17 protein-coding genes and 1 other RNA gene are annotated in these 17351 nt (G+C 41.6%); 1 reads left to right on the forward strand and 17 read right to left on the reverse strand.

What is annotated here, in order from left to right:
* Positions 1–100: 100 nt before the first annotated feature.
* From QZ169_RS09850 to QZ169_RS09930, 17 genes are all read right to left on the reverse strand, one after another.
* Positions 101–784, reverse strand: a complete 684-nt coding sequence (locus QZ169_RS09850; protein ID WP_002902117.1) for a rhomboid family intramembrane serine protease — start codon at positions 782–784, stop codon at positions 101–103.
* Complete coding sequence (locus QZ169_RS09855) at positions 768–1304, reverse strand: 5-formyltetrahydrofolate cyclo-ligase (protein ID WP_002914127.1); 537 nt, start codon at positions 1302–1304, stop codon at positions 768–770. The genes QZ169_RS09850 and QZ169_RS09855 overlap by 17 nt, the downstream gene beginning before the upstream one ends.
* Before the next feature lie 20 nt (positions 1305–1324).
* Complete coding sequence (locus tag QZ169_RS09860) at positions 1325–2458, reverse strand: N-acetyldiaminopimelate deacetylase (protein ID WP_032910570.1); 1134 nt, start codon at positions 2456–2458, stop codon at positions 1325–1327.
* Positions 2459–2534: 76 nt separating this feature from the next.
* Positions 2535–3233, reverse strand: coding sequence for a 2,3,4,5-tetrahydropyridine-2,6-dicarboxylate N-acetyltransferase (gene dapD, locus QZ169_RS09865; protein WP_002905478.1), 699 nt, complete (start codon positions 3231–3233; stop codon positions 2535–2537).
* Between the two features lie 350 nt (positions 3234–3583).
* The gene (locus QZ169_RS09870; RefSeq protein WP_032910572.1) at positions 3584–4597 is read right to left on the reverse strand and encodes a hypothetical protein; all 1014 of its coding nucleotides are present in this window, start codon (positions 4595–4597) and stop codon (positions 3584–3586) included.
* A gap of 30 nt (positions 4598–4627) precedes the next feature.
* Entirely contained in the window at positions 4628–5563 is a 936-nt protein-coding gene (locus tag QZ169_RS09875) for a hypothetical protein (RefSeq protein WP_004192515.1), read from the reverse strand.
* Positions 5564–5642: 79 nt separating this feature from the next.
* Positions 5643–6500, reverse strand: coding sequence for a hypothetical protein (locus QZ169_RS09880; protein WP_002914133.1), 858 nt, complete (start codon positions 6498–6500; stop codon positions 5643–5645).
* A gap of 332 nt (positions 6501–6832) precedes the next feature.
* Positions 6833–7204: a PTS glucitol/sorbitol transporter subunit IIA gene (locus QZ169_RS09885; protein ID WP_125382629.1), complete on the reverse strand. Its 372-nt coding sequence runs from the start codon at positions 7202–7204 to the stop codon at positions 6833–6835.
* Between the two features lie 99 nt (positions 7205–7303).
* A complete protein-coding gene (locus QZ169_RS09890; RefSeq protein WP_009660130.1) occupies positions 7304–8284 on the reverse strand; it encodes a PTS glucitol/sorbitol transporter subunit IIB in 981 nt (326 codons plus the stop codon).
* Positions 8285–8300: 16 nt separating this feature from the next.
* The gene (locus tag QZ169_RS09895; RefSeq protein ID WP_002893982.1) at positions 8301–8843 is read right to left on the reverse strand and encodes a PTS glucitol/sorbitol transporter subunit IIC; all 543 of its coding nucleotides are present in this window, start codon (positions 8841–8843) and stop codon (positions 8301–8303) included.
* Positions 8840–9337 (reverse strand): transcriptional regulator GutM, encoded by a 498-nt coding sequence (locus tag QZ169_RS09900; RefSeq protein ID WP_002893984.1) that lies wholly within the window; start codon positions 9335–9337, stop codon positions 8840–8842. The genes QZ169_RS09895 and QZ169_RS09900 overlap by 4 nt, the downstream gene beginning before the upstream one ends.
* The gene (locus tag QZ169_RS09905) at positions 9337–11163 is read right to left on the reverse strand and encodes a PTS sugar transporter subunit IIA (RefSeq protein ID WP_080976170.1); all 1827 of its coding nucleotides are present in this window, start codon (positions 11161–11163) and stop codon (positions 9337–9339) included. Before QZ169_RS09905 ends, QZ169_RS09900 begins: the two co-directional genes overlap by 1 nt.
* A gap of 62 nt (positions 11164–11225) precedes the next feature.
* On the reverse strand, positions 11226–12026 hold the full coding sequence (locus tag QZ169_RS09910; protein WP_002902100.1) for an SDR family oxidoreductase: 801 nt from the start codon (positions 12024–12026) through the stop codon (positions 11226–11228).
* 184 nt (positions 12027–12210) lie between these two features.
* Complete coding sequence (locus QZ169_RS09915; protein WP_125382630.1) at positions 12211–13560, reverse strand: glucose-6-phosphate isomerase; 1350 nt, start codon at positions 13558–13560, stop codon at positions 12211–12213.
* A 403-nt stretch (positions 13561–13963) separates the two neighbouring features.
* An RNA gene (ffs, locus tag QZ169_RS09920) (signal recognition particle sRNA small type) lies at positions 13964–14062 on the reverse strand.
* Positions 14063–14090: 28 nt separating this feature from the next.
* On the reverse strand, positions 14091–14561 hold the full coding sequence (gene tadA / locus QZ169_RS09925) for a tRNA adenosine(34) deaminase TadA (RefSeq protein WP_125382631.1): 471 nt from the start codon (positions 14559–14561) through the stop codon (positions 14091–14093).
* 245 nt (positions 14562–14806) lie between these two features.
* On the reverse strand, positions 14807–16099 hold the full coding sequence (locus QZ169_RS09930) for an adenylosuccinate synthase (RefSeq protein ID WP_125382633.1): 1293 nt from the start codon (positions 16097–16099) through the stop codon (positions 14807–14809).
* A 297-nt stretch (positions 16100–16396) separates the two neighbouring features.
* Between QZ169_RS09930 and gshAB the strand changes: the two genes are divergently transcribed.
* Positions 16397–17351: bifunctional glutamate--cysteine ligase GshA/glutathione synthetase GshB (gene gshAB / locus QZ169_RS09935; RefSeq protein ID WP_295506745.1), on the forward strand; the 955-nt coding region annotated here is incomplete at its 3' end.

Raw genomic sequence — 17351 nt, forward strand, 5'->3', positions numbered from 1 at the left:
TTAAAAACACCCCAAAAGTTAGATTTTTTCTGTCTAACTTTTGGGGTGCGGTTCATTCAACCTCTTTTTTTATATTTCGCCAGTTATTTATACATACTTGTTAAATCAAGGAATGATGAAAGCCTAGAAAAATCAGAAGGGCAGCCAAGGCTAGATAGCCAAACAAGACTAGCCAGCGCTGAGCAGGTTTAAAAGCATTGCTTGAGCCTTTGATAGGGAGAATGACCGCACAGAGTATGCCACCAATCAAACCTCCCAAATGCCCCGCCAAGCTGATACTAGGCATGAAACTAAAGATGATATTGACCACAATCAAGGTCATATAAGACTGCCCCAGCTGCTGAATGTAGCTGTCACGAACGACATAATGCAGGGTCACGATAGAGGCAAAAAGTCCAAACAAGGCGGTTGAAGCTCCTGCTGATAGAGCATCCGGACTGAAAAAGAAGACAAAGATATTTCCCATTAGGCCAGACATCATATAGAGCAGAAAGAAATTTCGCGAGCCAAAAATGTCTTCTGCCTGCCGTCCAATAAAATAAAGAGTAATAACATTTACCACAAAGTGCTCCAAGCCAATATGCACAAAGATAGCAGAAAAGAGACGCCATATCTGAATAGGATTCATGATAATAGTTGGAGAATACACTGCTCCAAATTCAAAGACCGTTTGTGCTTCAGCATAAGAAAAGCCACGTAAAATAAGCATCCCCACAAAGACAAGCGTTGTCAGAATTAGCAAAATACTGGTCACAGGATATTTTTTATCATAGATGTAGTTCATAAGTCAACACCTCCTTTACTGCTATATCGTGATAATCAGGCTCAAAATCAGATTTTTGAAAACTATAGATGCTGCTGATAGACGCCCCAGCAAAATCAGCTAGATAGCGATCATAGTAGCCACCGCCGTAACCAATCCGAAAGCCTTGAGAATTGAAAACCACACCCGGCACATGAATCAGATCAATCTCCGTCTTCTCCACAGCCTCTTCGCTCATCGGCTCCATAAGGCCAAAAGAGCTCTTTTGCAGGTAACTTTCATCATAATCCACAAATATCATCCGTCCCTGGCCATAGGTTTTGGGCACTAAAACCCGCTTACCATCTAACTGAGCCTGTTTGATAAAGGCTGCAGTAGAGACTTCATGCGGCATTGAAAGATAAGTAGCGATAACCTGAGCTTTTTGATAAGCTGCTGAACTGAGCAAGTGCTGGGTCAGCCAGCTATCTGCCTGCTCTTTTTCTTTTCCTGCAAGTTTCTTCATCTGGTTCAGTACAGTTTGTCTCAGCTCTTTTTTCATGCAGCTCGTCCACCTTTTTCTTATCTTTCGTTGATTTTATAATCTAGGAATTTCCCAATCTTTTCAATAGCAAAGGGCAGTGCTGCCTCATCCGGTGTCATCTTGGGATGATGGAGGGCATAGGGACTATCCACTCCCAGCCAGAACATGACGCCCTTGACCTTGCTGAGCAGATAGCCAAAGTCCTCGCCTGTCATAGCCGGCGCAATATCAATCAGCTCCACTCCTTCTTCCTTCTGGAAAAAGTCCATTAATTCGTCTGCTAGGTCAGGATGATTTTCTACAGGCAGATAACCACCTTGCTTGAGTTCCAAGTCCAATTCCAGACCGAAACTTTGGGCTAGACCCTCTGCTATTTCCCGTAAGCGCTTCTGAGTCAAGAGGTTCATCTCCTGAGTCAGAGTCCGAATGGTGCCATGCAAAAAGGCCGTTTCTGCGATGACATTGTTGGTCGTGCCAGCATGGAGCGAACCAAAGGTCACAACCGCTCCCTCGATAGGATCGACATTGCGGCTGACAATGGTCTGCACCTGGGTGATAAAGTAGCTAGCCGCCACCAAAGCATCATTGGCTTCATGAGGAAAGGCCGCATGGCCCCCCTTCCCCTTAAAGGTCAGCTTGACTTCACAGGTGCCAGCAAAAAGCGTTCCTCTATTAGTGGCAATATCGCCAACTTTGAGATCCGGCCGCACATGGAGGCCGTAAAACTCATCCGGCAGCCAGTCGCCAAAGGCACCATCTTCATACATGAGCATTCCGCCAGCTTCATTTTCCTCAGCAGGCTGAAAGAGAAAAAGCAGATTGTGGGTAGGCTGAGTGCTCACAGCTTGCTCCAGCAGTCCTAGAGCCACCGTCATGTGCATATCGTGTCCGCAGGCATGCATCCGGCCTTCATGAGTGCTGGCAAAGTCCAGGCCTGTATCCTCCACAATCGGAAGACCATCAATATCTGTCCGCCAGCCAATCGTCTTATCTGGTGAACTTCCCTTGATAAAGACCAAAATACCAGTTCGCCAAGTTCGGATTTCCACAAAGTCTAGACCTGCTGTCAGTCCATCAATGACCTGCATCAGGTAGGCATGAGTCTTGTATTCTTCCAGACCGATTTCTGGTATCTGGTGTAAATCACGGCGAATGTTCAGATAATCAAGCATTTTTCTTTCCTTTAAAATCTTGTCAGACCTGTCAAAGTTTTGGGCTAGGCCCAATCAATTCATCTTTATGCCATTTTTAAAGAGTACGCAGGGCGTCTTCCAGAGCTGTCTTCTGCTGGGTCTTCTCGTCAATGGTCTTGATAACTCGTGCCGGAACACCAGCAACCACTACGTTTTCCGGAACATCCTGGGTCACAATCGCACCGGCCGCAACAACGGAACCACTGCCAATTTGTACACCTTCGATTACAACCGCATTGGCACCAATCAGCACATTGTCTCCAACCCGAACTGGCTCAGCACTAGCCGGCTCAATGACTCCCGCCAGAACAGCACCAGCACCGACATGACTGTTTTTTCCGACAATCGCTCGGCCGCCCAGAATAGCGCCCATATCAATCATGGTCCCAGCACCAATCTCCGCACCGATATTGATGACCGCCCCCATCATGATGACAGCATTGTCGCCAATTTCAACTTGGTCTCGAATAATAGCGCCCGGCTCAATGCGGGCATTGATGTCACGCTTATCCAAAAGCGGCACCGCTGAGTTGCGGGCATCCTGCTCTACGACATAAGTCTTATTTTCCTCTAAGTTCGCTAGGAGCGGCTTGATTTCTTCCCAGTCTCCAAAAAGAACATTGCCTAACTTCACAACAGACCAAGGGATTGATCCGTGCAATTCTCCATCAAAGGTTACCTTGACCGGAGTTTTTTTCTTGGCATCAGCGATAAATTTGATAATTTCTTGAGCGTTCATTTTAGTAGCAGACATGATTTTTCCCTCGATTCGTGAATGATTTAGCCTTTTAGTTTGTTTATCTTCGCAATCTCCAACAACTTGAAGAACAATTGAAGTAAACCAAGAAGCTTGATTAGACAATATTATAACACAAAAAAGGGGATTGCAAAACTCCTATAAGACTCTCTACATGAGATACAGATTGTAAAAAGACACGAACTCTCGTCCGTGCCCAACAAAGCAATTCCAAACTTATATACCAACGATATTATTTAATTCTTTCGTTCAAAATGTTCCCACTGTTGGCATCAATGGTCATTTTAATCTTTTGCGTACCATTCAGAGCTTCCAGCTTGTATGACAAGCACTCCTATTCATTTATTCTATTTAGAAAGATTACTCAATAGGTACTGTCCATTTTCCTGACGGATAAAAGTCAAAGTTATCTCCTTATTTGAAGAGGTTTCATAGTTTACAAGCATCTTCGGCTCTGATTCACTATCCCCATAAACTGAGATATGTTGATATTCTGGGTATTCCTTGATTACTTCTTTAAAGGAAGAACCGCCCTCGCCTGTTTCCGCATCACCTGTCTTTAAGCTCTCTGTAATCTGGCTAGATACCTTTTTATTATAGCCATCACTGCCGGGCATAATACTCATACCCTGAAGATGGTAGCTGCCATCCTCGTGTTTCATAAAGGTCAGAGTGGTGTAACTAGAGTCAGGTAACCAAGACAATGAGAGTCCTTCTTCCTGAAACGTCACACTGCTAGCCAAGCCAAAATCTTTGACTACTTGTTCAGGGGTCAATCCTTCATCATCCGCACTAACAATGCTCAGCTTTTCAAGGTCTTTCACTTCCCACTCATACACATCCTCTTTTGACGGAGCCACAAAAGAAGCAACATCGCTTTGATGTCCCTTTCGAGACAGACTTGGCACACTTCCCCCACCCATAAAATCATTTAGGAAATAGCCGCCAAGACCTCCTAGCAATAGTCCCGCTGCCAGGCCTATTCCTAAAAATCCTATCAGCTTGCCCGTACTATTTTTCTTTGGCTCTGGACTTGGCTGGGCAGCGAAGTTTGCAGCTTGCTGTGGTCCGGCAAAGTTCTGACCAGCTGGATTAAATCCCTGAGGAATTGCTTCTTGAAAAGCAGGATTTTCCCAATTATCCTGCTGAGGCATCTGTTGTTGAGGAGCATCAAAAATTGGTTGCTGAACACCAAAATCTTGATTAGAATTCGGCATTTCAGAACTGCCTCCTTCTGTTGGGAAAGGCTGCCCCTCTGTTGAGTTAGCTACAAATTGTCCTGAGTCTGATGACTGGACTTGCTGTGGATACGGAGCCAATCCTTCTAAAGATTGTTCCTGCGGTTTATTTTGTTCTGACATCATTTCACCTTTTATTATTTGAGTTCTATTTTATTTATTGGCAGTAGTGGACAAAAGATAGTTTCCGTCCTCCTGCTGAACGAATAACAACCTGTAAGTACCATCATTAGGAGCGTCATAAGCCACCTCCATAATGGTTTGACTAGTATCCTCATTGAAATCTTCATCTACACGAATAGAGATACTTCGCGGACTGCCATATTCCTTAAAAACTTCCTTATAGGAAATGCCATCCTTACCAGTCTTTGCATCGCCTTTTTTCAATTTTTCAAAGTAATCAGCCGCCATCGCTTCGTCCTCAGCATTATGTTTACTTCCTTCAAAGCGAATATTATAGATATGAAGGCTATTCAGATAGAAACCATCTTTTTTCTTCTCAAAATCCAGAGAAGCAGTTTGATCTGTATAATAAATTGGCCAGTCCTCCTCATCATCAGAATCTTGAAGCGTTCCCCACTCTAAATCAAGGCTGTCACGAGAGATTTCTTCTTTTAAAGCCTTGCCATATTTATCTAGAATATCTTCCACAGAAGTACCATTCGTATCTGTCTGAATAGTATTGAACCGTAACTCTGACAAACTATCAATATCCCACTTGAACTCAGTAGTATCAGGGTCAATGTACTGATCTGATTGATCCCTCTTTGATTCCCTAGCATCTGCTAAAGGATGGAGCACAGGATATTCCCCTTTGATGACATCCGCTACTCCCATTCTATAGCCCCAGATTCCCCCTCCGATTAGTCCAAGACCAAGAGAAAGCAAGGCTCCGCCTATCAGGATTCCTTTCCAGGATTTATTCTTGGTCAAAGGCGGAGTTGGTCCCTGCGGATTTGAAACATGGCCTTGCTGAGGTTGAAAATGATGCGGGAATTCCTCTTGCGACTGAGCATTCCTTGAAGGCTCAAAAGAATGCTGTGTTTGCTGTTCTGTCAATCTTCTTTCCTCTTTCTTGTTTATTTCCAATAGTCTTATCAGTTCTCTTTTAATAACGAAATGCTTTGAAAGCAGTCAGTTACAAAAGATAAACTAAATAACTAAAAACTTACATTTCCTCTGACTTTATATATAAGAAATTTCCATCTGGCTGGCCTACAAACAATAGGTATTCATAACCATCTTCTGTTTTATAAGTCACCTCAGCAATCAGACGATTGGAGATAATCTTATTATCTACGTCACGTTCGGTTGTGATGACAATTTCTGACGGAACAGGATGCTTCTTCAGGACCTCTGATAAAGCTGTTCCTCCTTCACCCGTTTCCTTGTCTCCTTCTTTCAAACGTTCAAGGTCTTTGGGAGATAATACGCTCCAATCCGTCGTTTCCTTCCCTTTTCTATATTCTTTAAAAGAATCTCCAACTACCACTTGCTTCAGATAGTAATTCTGGTCAACTTTATCAAATTGAAAAGAAATATTTTGCTCCTTGTCCCTGACAGAAGGGCCCCATCGAAGTAACAGACGATTACGATCATATTCTGCTGAACTAGCCAAGCCATAAGTTTCAACGATTTGATCAGCCGTCAGACCTAATCCTTCATCATTTGTATAGCTCAACCGTCCCAAGTCTTTCAAAGTCCAATTAAACTGAACCGACTGCTCGTCTGTAGTAAAGCTGTCACTCTTGTCTTTGGCTTCTTCCTGAGCCTTACTTAAACGTTTAATCCTTTGAATATCCTTATTTGTCTGCGCCTGCTTGCCGATAAAATAAGCTGAACCGCTGCCAATCAAAAGACCAATTATAATAGCAAAAACTGAAAGTCCTATGACTTTTCCGATATTGCCTTTCTTATCAGGTAATTCTTGCGGCTGAATCTGCTGGAAATTCCCTTGCATTGGCTGGCTAGTTTGATTTTCTTGCCAAGCCCCTTGCACTTGACCTTGTCCATCTTTATCTGACATGGTTTTCTCCTTATAAATTTTATTGATTTGTCATATTGCGAAAACATTGAAAAATAATGACAAATTTTACAATATTATAACATAAATTATTCTTCCTATCAAAAAGGGAGTGGGAAAGAACTTCAAACAAGTTAAAAAGTTCGTCTTCCCACCCCCGCACAGTTGATTAGGTCATCTTTGGAGCTTAAAAAGCGAAGGAAGATGCCAATCAACCACTGCGTCATCTATTTTTTCTAATTTAGACTCAAAAGCCTGGACTTTTTGCCCAGGCTCTGAATCAAGTTTTTAGACTCTTATTTTTCTAGTATTCTTATTTAGATATTTTATCCTACTTAGGCAGCTTCAAAAATCTGAATGGTAGAGCCCTTTTCAATTACTACTGCTTGGTCTGCTGCAACATGGAGAGTGCCCGGCAGGCTCCCCTCTTTTGAACCATCAAAAGAAATAGTGATATGGCCCAGTCCAGTTAAATTTTTTTCTACTACATTTCCTACGGCAGTAATCGAATATTCCTGACTATCTACGACCAGCTTTCCACCTTCTAGTATTGCACCTAGAAGATTTTTGTTATCGATTTTAAAACAATACTCTGCTAAGTCTTCCGGAGCTTCTTCTCCAAATAAAATGAGCATATTGGCATCTTGAATCATATTCTGAGCTTCAGGCCCCACTTGAATTACTTTAGCTTCAAAAATTTTCTTCATCTAATTCCGATTCATCCTTTCTCAAATCTGTCATAAACTTATGCTTATAGATAAGTTTAACATAATAGTTGCTATGTTTACGTGCATCTATCATAAGGTTTACTGATAAAGGCCAATACTAGCTATCCAAGCTACTAGCACCCGCGGAACACCATTGAGAAAGCGTGAATAAAGCACAGAAGGGACACCAACCTCAACTGTTTCAGACTTGGCTTCAGATAGACCGAGTGCTACAGGAATGAAATCACAACCGTTTTGAGTGTTGATAGCAAATATAGCTGGTAGAGCCATTTGGGGCGGAATATTCCCTTTTCCGATTTCGACTCCAATTAAGGTTCCGATAATCTGGCTGATAACAGCTCCGGGGCCTAACAAAGGAGATAGGAATGGCAAGGAACAGATAAAGCCAATCAAAATGAGTCCCCAGATGTTCCCCGCTAGGGGAACCATTAATTTTGCCAGCCAATTTCCAACACCTGAACCTTGAATAACCCCAATCAGCAAGGAAACAAAGGCCATGAAAGGAATGATTGTGTTGAGCATTGTTTGGATGGCTTCACGAGCAGCCTGGTTGAAGGTTGCAACGACTTTCCCAGCCCCCATCCCAATTCGTGCTACAATACTTGTTTCAGCTTTTTGCTCTGTAATTTTTTTACTAGTATCGTAAGTTGGCTTTTCAGTTACCACAGTTGTCGCTTTTTCGTCTTCATTAGCAGCAGAAATTTGATTAAGGCCAACTGCTGACACATAGATTTCCTCGGTGATATATTGTGCTAGAGGGCCACTTTTCCCTGTAGCGACAATATTGATTGTAGGGATCCCCTTTTTAGGATAAATACCGCAGCGAAGAGTACCGCCGCAATCCACGATTGCTAAAGCAATCTCCTCATCAGGGATAGAAGTTTTAAACCCGTTAACAGCTTCCATACCGGTCAAATCAGCAATTTTATCTACAATATCTGGCTTTTCTCCGCCGCCAGTGATATAGATAAATTTATGCTTAGCCTCACTAGGTGTAATGACCAAAGGGCCTCCGAAACCGCCATTTCCTTTAACAACTTTTATACTCTTATATGACATAATTTCACTCTTTCTATCAATCAAATGTTTTACTCAAGGTAACACCTTGCTGTTTTGCAACATAGGCAGTCGTAAAATCTGTTACCCATCCACCAACAAAGTTCATGATAATTCCTACAAGCATGTAACGGATTGCCAGGTCCATCTGACTTAAACCTAAAGTTTGAATTCCTGTCGCAATTCCCATCCATACAAACAATTCCCCAGGATTGATATGTGGGAATACACCATTTGAAGTATGGCAGAACTGCATCTGAGCTGCTACAAAACTAGGTTTATAATATTCTGGTAAGAAACGTCCCATACTGATCGCCATCGGATTCCCCAGCATAAAGGCTGAAATGAAAGGTAAAATCATATACCGGCTAACAGGATTTTTGGCAGAAATCTTAGCCAGAGAATTGACCTTCTCTTCTCCCAAGAAAGCGATAAGGGTATTCATTGCAATCAATAGCATTAAGACAAGCGGTACAATATTTGTCATCCAGCTAATAAAGGTTTCTCCACCTAATTGGAAGAGTTTCATAAAACTCTCTGCAAATTTTGTAATGTGATTCATAAGGAACTCCTTTTCTTATTTTTTTTAAATAACTGTTTAATAGATAATTGTAAGTAATTCGCATAAAAGCCGAATCCCAGAAAAGAATCAGATGAACTTGTCTCTTTCTCAATACCTGCCTCATGCCAAAGATAGACTTTTCTAGCATCTTCTATGGCTGATTGCATCAACTTATTTTCTTTTCTCACAAGAGGATTATACTTGTCAAAATAATGGATGTCTTCTCCAACATAATCGTCCATATTTTGAAAACGCGCTAAGATTGTGACTCCTTGCATTTTGCTAGCTTTAAGAACCCGACCGTTTTCATCAACCGCGAACATGACAATCGTACCGGATTTTATTCTTCCGGACTTTCTGCCAATCGCTACGCGCCCCAGTTTTCGGAGCATCGTATAGGTCTTATTGAAGTCTTTGAGTTGCTGCCAGCCGAGGAACATTTGAAATATATAAGCTGCCATGACAAATACAGCGAAAATTATTAGCGAATTCATTAAAATACTCCTTTGCTCTTAGAAAATGATAGAAACTCTGTCTCTGTTTCTACAGCCCTCAATGCTTCTTTTAGAGAAGGCTCTCCTGCAATTCGAAAAATGTCGTCATACAATTCCAGCAATTCACTTTCCATTTTTCTTTCAATTTCTGAGGGTATGGCGACTAGAAAGATAAATTCAATCCATTCATCTCCTTTTTGATAAGGCTCTTCTAGTTTTCCAAACATTAAAATAGTCTTTGCATAACCCTGGTTAATTGTATGGGGGAAGGCAATTCCTCCACCAAAAATGGTTGATTGCTTTTTCTCCCTATCAATTATCCGATTTCTAAAACCTTCATCAATCATCTGAAGTTTCTCTAACTCTGAAATCATATTTAGCAAGTATTGCTGATAGGTTTTTTGGGGGCTCAACCGAAGAAAACGTAAGCTGACTGTTTCTAGATTTTTTTGATGAAAAGCATTGGCCCTCTGCCATTCTTCCTGCAGCCATTGATCATCAAAAAGATGATTAACTTGAATGACTGGAGATTTAGAATCTTTATATTTTAGAGGAACTGTCGTAAAAATCGCGAAATAGTCCTGATTTAAATCCACATTAAAATCCTCTTCAGAATACTGAGTAATGTCTACATCATTTCCAAGGACTCGTCTGAGTTGCTGAATAATCATCGCAGCAGTTCCTCTTCCTGTTGTGCAAACTACAGCTATCTGCTTGCGATAACCCTTAACAGCAGAATTTTGCTTTCTTAAAATCATTTCAAAATACAAAGCCAGATATCCGATTTCAGATAATTCCATTTCAGAACCAAAAATTGCAGATAGTTCTTCTCCAGCTATTTTTGCCATTTCAAAAGCAAAAGGATATTGAGTTTGAACCTCGCCATGAAATATATCATTAGCTTGCACATGGAAAATCAGTCGATTGATTAAGGGGCCTAGATGAGATTTGATTTCTTCAAATAATTCTTCATCATCAAAGTGAACCAACATTGTTTCTTTGACTTTCTTGACAATCCCTTGAAAAATATTTGCAAGCTGTTCAGATTGATAAGATGTCTTGCTTAAAGTGTCAATAAAACGGACATTAAACGGAAAACACAAAAAGTCTATCTCAAACTGACTGAGAGAAATCTTATAAGTCATCTCAATATGATAGATTAATTTCTCAGCTAAAGGTGTCTCTGTTAAATCATTCCTATAGTAAGGAATAGGACAATTCAACACTCTAGATGTATGAATACGCTCCACCATAATTGAAATGGTCTTTCGAAGGAGTTCCTGTGTTTCTTTAGGGATTTTATAGTCCTGGACTAGCGTCTCCAGAAAAGAAGATGTTGCCTCAGTGAGTGTCCTTCCTTCAAAGTAAGGAGCCACTTGGTGAATATAGAGCAAGCGCAAATTCAGCTCGCTCCCCAAGACCTCCAGCCCACGGTTGGGCTTTCCTGAAATAGTGATAGAGTAACTCTCTGCCAAAGATTTTACTTGTTTTAAATCCTTATTAAGGGTACTTCTACTAACACCTACTTCCTCAGCCAAGTCGTCAATAAGAAGAGGGGAGGTTGACTCAATTAAACGTTTTAGCAAATAGGCAATTCTTTTACTGGAAGAATTGAAGTCACTCTCCTGTTTTAAACTACCAGATAAAATCCTTTCCAACTCTGTATAGTCATACACTTCTAACATTAACTGATCATCTTGTGCGATAATCTGGATATTAGGAGCCAAAACATCATTTAATTGTTGGATACTCTTTTGCAAGGTTTGCAAGCTAATATCCAGTTCTGAGCGCATATCTACCAAGGAATAAGTTGGCTGCGAGACCATTTTATCTAAAATATTATACCACCGATTTACTAAGGTCAACTCTCTTCCCTACCTTCATTGTTTTAACCGCGAGTTTTACCTCCGGCAATATTTGTAGTGACACCTGTTATATAGCTAGAACGGTCTGAAATATAGAACGCTACAAGATCAGCTACTTCCCGTAGTTTCCCACTCCGTCCCAATGGAGTCGTTGAAGTTGAAGCATAACCAGCTCGAATATCTTCTACCGTCTTTCCACGGGTATAAGCAAGAGCTTCCTCGTAAGAAAGAGTTCGAAGACCCGTAGCTTCCATAATTCCTGGAGCAATTCCAACCACACGTACACCATGTTTCCCAAGCTCTTTCGCCCATGAACGAGTATAACTATAGACTGCCGCTTTCGTTGCAGCATAGGCACTTTGTCCTTCAGAACCTTCCAAGCCTGCTTCTGAAGCCATGTTCACAATTACACCTTTCCCATTTTTCACTAAAATACGTCCTACTGCCTGACTAACCAGATACAAACCTTTTTGATTAATCATTGTTACTTTTTCGAACGTCTCATCGTCCAACTCGTAAGGACCTTTAGGATTTTCTGCATCGATTAATAATCTAGGGACATTAATCCCCGCATTGTTGACTACCGCATCAATATTGCCAAATCTTTCAACTATTTTGGCAACACCCTCTTCTACTTCAGAGCGAGAAGTTACATCAACTTTTACAAATAATAGATTCGGGTGACGCAAATCGTTGTCGCTAAGATCAAAATTCGCTACATTGACTCCTAATTCCAGCAATTCTTCAACGATTGCCTTACCGATCCCAGATGACGCACCCGTCACAAGAACTGTTTTACCTTTAATGTCTAACCAATCATTCATTTTGATACCTCTCAAATTTTATTTACAAGGCAATTATACAGCGCTTTCATAAAAGAATTAAGACACTCTTTTTTTCACTGTTCAAAAAAATAATAAACTAATTAAGAGGCTTGTACTAAAAAATCCACAAGAAATGAACTTGTGGATCTTTTTATATTATAAATGAACTCAAAGCATATGAGAATCAAAGACGTGCATTCAACTCAGCCCCCAGCTCTTCAAAGCCTGGTTTCCCAAGAAGAGCAAACATGTTTTTCTTATAAGCCTCAACTCCTGGCTGGTCAAATGGATTGATACCATTCAGGTAGCCAGAAAGAGCAATAGCTAACTCAAAGAAGTAAATAGTATAGCCCAAAGTGAACTCATCTTGCTCAGGCAGGGTCACAAACATATTTGGCACTCCGCCGTCTGTGTGAGCTAACAGCACTCCATCTGTTGCTTTCTTATTGACAAAGTCAACATCTTTTCCTTGCAGATAGCCAAGGCCATCCAAGTCTTCTGCTAATTCAGGAATCAACACATTTTTGCGAGGCTTATCTACACGAATAACTGTTTCAAAGAGGATACGAGTTCCTTCTTGAATAAATTGCCCCAAAGAGTGCAGGTCTGTTGAGAAGTTCGCTGAAGTTGGGTAGATACCTTTTTGATCTTTACCTTCTGACTCACCAGCCAGTTGCTTCCACCATTCTGAGAAGTATTGCAAAGACGGTTCGTAGTTAGCTAGAACTTCTGTCAGATAACCTTTACGGTACAAGATATTGCGTACAACTGCATATTGATATGCTTCATTTTCAGCCAACTTATCAGAAGCATAAGCCTTGCGAGCAGCATTTGCTCCTTCCATCAACTTGCTGATATCAGCCCCTGCAGCTGCGATTGGCAAGAGTCCCACTGCTGTCAATACTGTAAAACGACCACCTACACTATCAGGCACTACAAAAGTATCCCAGCTATTAGCATCTGCTTCAACCTTAACTGCACCTTTAGCGCGGTCTGTAGTTGCATAAATCCGTTTATTTGCTTCTTCCTGACCATACTTCTTAACCAAGAGTTCTTTGAAGACACGGAAAGCAATAGCAGGCTCTGTAGTTGTTCCTGACTTAGAAATAACGTTGACAGAGAAATCTTTGTCTGATACATAGTCTACCAAATCAGCCAAATAGCTTGAAGAGATAGAGTTTCCAGCATAGAGGATCTGAGGTGCCTTGCGTTCTTCTTTGCTTTGCAAGTTTACAAATGAATTATTCAAGAAATCAATAGCTGCACGTGCCCCTAAATAAGATCCTCCAATACCGATGACGATTAACACTTCACTATCAGATTGGATTTTAGCAGCCGCCTTTTGAATACGAGCAAATTCATCTTTATCATATTCTTCAGGCAAATTCAACCAGCCTGTCATTTCTGCTCCAGGACCTGTTCCGTTTCGTAGAGCATTATCTGCTGCAGTCACTTGAGGCTGCATATAATCTAATTCATGTGGTGCTACAAACTTATCCAGTACCTTTGAATAGTCAAATTTAATATGTGTCATGTTTATCCTCCAATTGTTCTTTTCTTTTATGATAACGCTTTAAGAAAAAATAAGCAAGTGCTTTTACTATTTTAAAACGTTTACATTTTTTATTCTATACTATTTTTCTAAATAAGCTAATCCTAGGACATAACTGAGAGCAATCGTTTGCGTAAGTCAACAAATTTTAGGCCTATTAAGAAGAATAATTTTGATTGACAAGAAAACCAATATGCTTCTTAAGATTGGATGTCAGCTGAATTCATTTCAGGTCCGTTCGAACTGCGTCAATGTACCTAAGTTCTTTTGCGTCCTTTGGACTTAATTCACTAAAAGACTCTATAAGGTTTACAGATTTTTCCCTTATGGGAAAAACTGCATCCATTGCTCTAAGATTCATCTGCGCCTTTCAGGCTTGATTCATTAAGAGCAATAGAAAAGAGCACACAGTTTACATCGCTTAGGGCTGCTGGATTCCTCCCCTGACCCGCTTCACGCAAAACTGTTGCTCCATTAATTAGTATAACACAAACTTTTGATTTTGGCTAATTTTATTTTTTCCTTCTCTGTCTGAAAAATTCCTGCATAATTTGAGCACACTCTTCTTGGAGGACACCTGTCTCCACTTCTACACGGTGGTTAAGGCGCTCATCTGTCAAAATATCATAAAGGCTTCCAGCTGCTCCAAATTTCTGATTTGCTGCTCCATAGACAACGTGAGGAATGCGCGCTAGACCGATTGCTCCACTGCACATGACACAGGGCTCAATAGTCACAAAAAGCGTTGTATCCAGCAAGCGCCAGCTATTTTCATGCCGATTTGCCTCTTCGATAGCCATTATTTCCGCATGCATAACAGCCCGTTGCAGCTCCTCACGTGCATTGTGACCGCGACCAATAATCTTCCCCTCTTTAACCAAAACACAGCCGATAGGAATTTCATCATGAGCCAGGGCAATCTCCGCCTCCTTTAAAGCTTCTCGCATAAATGCTTCTTTTTGTTCAATCGTATAATCCATCATTGTCTTTCTAAAACTATAGTCATCTATCTCATTATACCACAAGCCTGCTGCACTTCTCAGAAAAAATAAAAGCCACCACTGGGGTGACTTTCAGGAGATTATTATGAAAAAAGTTTAGGATTTTTAAACAAAGTTAGGAGGTCTTTGTTTACGCTGTTAGTATAAAATATATATCTTACATGAATCTTAAGATAAAATTTTCTTGCAAAAAAGCACAAGAAGCAATTTCCTTGTGCTGACTTTTTTTATAAATTAGACCAGACGCTTTCCAAGATATTGGTCTGCTCGCGACCAGGACCGACTGAGAAGGTAGAAATGCGAACACCAACCAGCTCACTCACTCGGCGAACATAGTTGCGGGCATTTTCTGGCAAGTCTTCCAGACTGCGGACACCGGTGATGTCCTCTGACCAGCCTGGCAGCTCTTCGTAAATCGGCTTGCAGCGCTTGAGCTGTTCCAGACTAGCTGGGTAATGGTCAATGCGCTGACCATCCAAGTCATAGGCTACACAGATTTTCACTGTATCCAGACCGCTCAAAACATCGATGGAGTTAAGCGAAAGATTGGTAATCCCTGATACACGGCGGCTATGGCGCATAACAACAGAGTCAAACCAGCCTACCCGACGCGGACGACCAGTGGTAGTGCCATATTCGTGGCCGATATCACGAATGCGGTCACCAACTTCATCGAAAAGCTCTGTTGGGAATGGTCCATCTCCGACCCGACTGGTGTAGGCCTTGCAGACACCAACTACCTTGTCAATCTTGCTCGGACCAACACCGGAACCAATAGTCACTCCCCCCGCAACTGGGTTAGAAGAAGTTACAAAGGGATAAGTACCTTGGTCAATATCCAGCATAACCCCTTGAGCCCCTTCAAAGAGCACTCGCTTGCCTTGGTCCAGCGCATCGTTGAGGATAACAGAAGTGTCCGTCACATACTGCTTGATTTGCTGACCATATTCATAGTATTCTTCAAAAATATTATCAAAGCTGATTGCTGTACTATCGTACAATTTCTCAAAGAGGCGATTTTTCTCAGCTAAATTACGCTCCAAGCGCTCTCTGAAAATATCTTTATCCAAAAGGTCAGCGATGCGGATACCGACACGAGCAGCCTTGTCCATATAGGCAGGGCCAATTCCCTTGATTGTCGTTCCGATTTTATTGTCACCTTTTGCTTCTTCCTGCAGACGATCCAGCTCGATATGGTAAGGCAAGATGACATGCGCTCGATCAGAGATGCGAAGGTTATCCGTCGTCACACCCTCTTCATGCAGGTAGTTCAATTCTTTGACCAGAGATTTAGGATTGACCACCATTCCATTTCCAATGACAGAGATTTTTTCTGGGAAGAAAATCCCTGACGGAATCAGGTGCAGCTTGTACTTTTTGCCATCAATCACGATAGTGTGGCCGGCATTGTCACCACCCTGATAGCGGGCAATCACTTCGGCATTGGCTGAAAGGAAGTCTGTAATCTTCCCTTTTCCTTCGTCTCCCCACTGGGTTCCTACAACAACTACTGATGTCATAATTTTGTCTGAGCTGAAGCAGCTCTTCCTTTCTTGAAAAGCAGGCAGGAATCTCACCTGCGATTATGTTTTATACCTCATTATATGAAAAATTTAACAATTTTTCAAGGTGGGATCCATTCTTGATTTGCTTTTTTCCTTTTGAAAATAAATTAAATTTTCACAAAATCTGTATTTTCTGAAATTTGTTAGTTTATTAAAAATAAAAGTTCGGATTTTTTGTAAAACCGTAGCGAAAATTTGTTTTCTTTTTCTGTTTGTAATAGACTAAAATTACTATCATAGGACGGTGAAACGATGACGATTAATCAATTACTGCAGAAACTGGATACATCAAGCCCTATTCTCCAAGCGACCTTTGGTCTGGAGAGGGAAAATCTGCGGGTGACAACTGACGGACACTTAGCTCAAACTGCCCATCCTAGTCAGCTGGGTTCCCGCAATTTCCACCCGACCATCCAAACAGACTTCAGCGAGCAACAACTGGAACTAATTACACCTATTTCTCACTCGACTAAGGAAGCACGACGCTTACTGGGAGCTATCAGCGATGTGGCTGGTCGCTCAATTGACCAGAGTGAACGCCTCTGGCCCCTGTCCATGCCACCGCAGTTGACAGAAGAAGAGATTGCCATCGCCCATCTGGAAAACGACTATGAACGCCACTACCGAGAGGACTTAGCGGAAAAATATGGTAAAAAACTACAGGCCATCTCCGGCATCCACTACAATATGGAGCTAGGGAAAGATCTGGTCACTGCTCTCTTTCAAGCCAGCTCCCACCATTCGCTCAAGGACTTTAAAAATGACCTCTATCTCAAGCTGGCTCGAAACTTTCTGCGCTTCCGCTGGATCTTAACCTATCTCTACGGGGCAGCCCCTCTAGCAGAAGCTGGCTTCTATAGTCAGGACATTTCCCAGCCTATCCGCTCTTTTCGTAACAGCGACTATGGCTATGTCAATGACGAGAACATTAAAGTTTCTTACGCTTCTTTGAAGCAATATGTAACTGATATTGAAAACTACGTTCAGTCAGGCGAGCTCAGCGCTGAAAAAGAATTTTACTCAGCCGTTCGCTTCCGTGGACAGAAGCACAATCGTACCTATCTGGAGCAGGGTATCACCTATCTGGAATTCCGCTGCTTTGACCTCAATCCTTTTGACCATTTAGGCATCAGCCAAGAGACCTTAGATACCGTCCATCTCTTTTTACTGAGCCTGCTCTGGCTAGATGATGTAGAAAATGTTGATA

It is taken from the genome of uncultured Streptococcus sp., from assembly GCF_905372115.1.
Classification (GTDB): domain Bacteria; phylum Bacillota; class Bacilli; order Lactobacillales; family Streptococcaceae; genus Streptococcus.

Excerpts from the sequence above, each read along its gene's own strand:
- QZ169_RS09850 (WP_002902117.1), bottom strand. The coding sequence starts at position 784 with ATGAACTACATCTATGATAAAAAATATCCTGTGACCAGTATTTTGCTA.
- QZ169_RS09855 (WP_002914127.1), bottom strand. The coding sequence starts at position 1,304 with ATGAAAAAAGAGCTGAGACAAACTGTACTGAACCAGATGAAGAAACTT.
- QZ169_RS09860 (WP_032910570.1), bottom strand. The coding sequence starts at position 2,458 with ATGCTTGATTATCTGAACATTCGCCGTGATTTACACCAGATACCAGAA.
- dapD (WP_002905478.1), bottom strand. The coding sequence starts at position 3,233 with ATGTCTGCTACTAAAATGAACGCTCAAGAAATTATCAAATTTATCGCT.
- QZ169_RS09870 (WP_032910572.1), bottom strand. The coding sequence starts at position 4,597 with ATGTCAGAACAAAATAAACCGCAGGAACAATCTTTAGAAGGATTGGCT.
- QZ169_RS09880 (WP_002914133.1), bottom strand. The coding sequence starts at position 6,500 with ATGTCAGATAAAGATGGACAAGGTCAAGTGCAAGGGGCTTGGCAAGAA.
- QZ169_RS09885 (WP_125382629.1), bottom strand. The coding sequence starts at position 7,204 with ATGAAGAAAATTTTTGAAGCTAAAGTAATTCAAGTGGGGCCTGAAGCT.
- QZ169_RS09890 (WP_009660130.1), bottom strand. The coding sequence starts at position 8,284 with ATGTCATATAAGAGTATAAAAGTTGTTAAAGGAAATGGCGGTTTCGGA.
- QZ169_RS09895 (WP_002893982.1), bottom strand. The coding sequence starts at position 8,843 with ATGAATCACATTACAAAATTTGCAGAGAGTTTTATGAAACTCTTCCAA.
- QZ169_RS09900 (WP_002893984.1), bottom strand. The coding sequence starts at position 9,337 with ATGAATTCGCTAATAATTTTCGCTGTATTTGTCATGGCAGCTTATATA.
- QZ169_RS09905 (WP_080976170.1), bottom strand. The coding sequence starts at position 11,163 with ATGGTCTCGCAGCCAACTTATTCCTTGGTAGATATGCGCTCAGAACTG.
- QZ169_RS09910 (WP_002902100.1), bottom strand. The coding sequence starts at position 12,026 with ATGAATGATTGGTTAGACATTAAAGGTAAAACAGTTCTTGTGACGGGT.
- QZ169_RS09915 (WP_125382630.1), bottom strand. The coding sequence starts at position 13,560 with ATGACACATATTAAATTTGACTATTCAAAGGTACTGGATAAGTTTGTA.
- tadA (WP_125382631.1), bottom strand. The coding sequence starts at position 14,561 with ATGATGGATTATACGATTGAACAAAAAGAAGCATTTATGCGAGAAGCT.
- QZ169_RS09930 (WP_125382633.1), bottom strand. The coding sequence starts at position 16,099 with ATGACATCAGTAGTTGTTGTAGGAACCCAGTGGGGAGACGAAGGAAAA.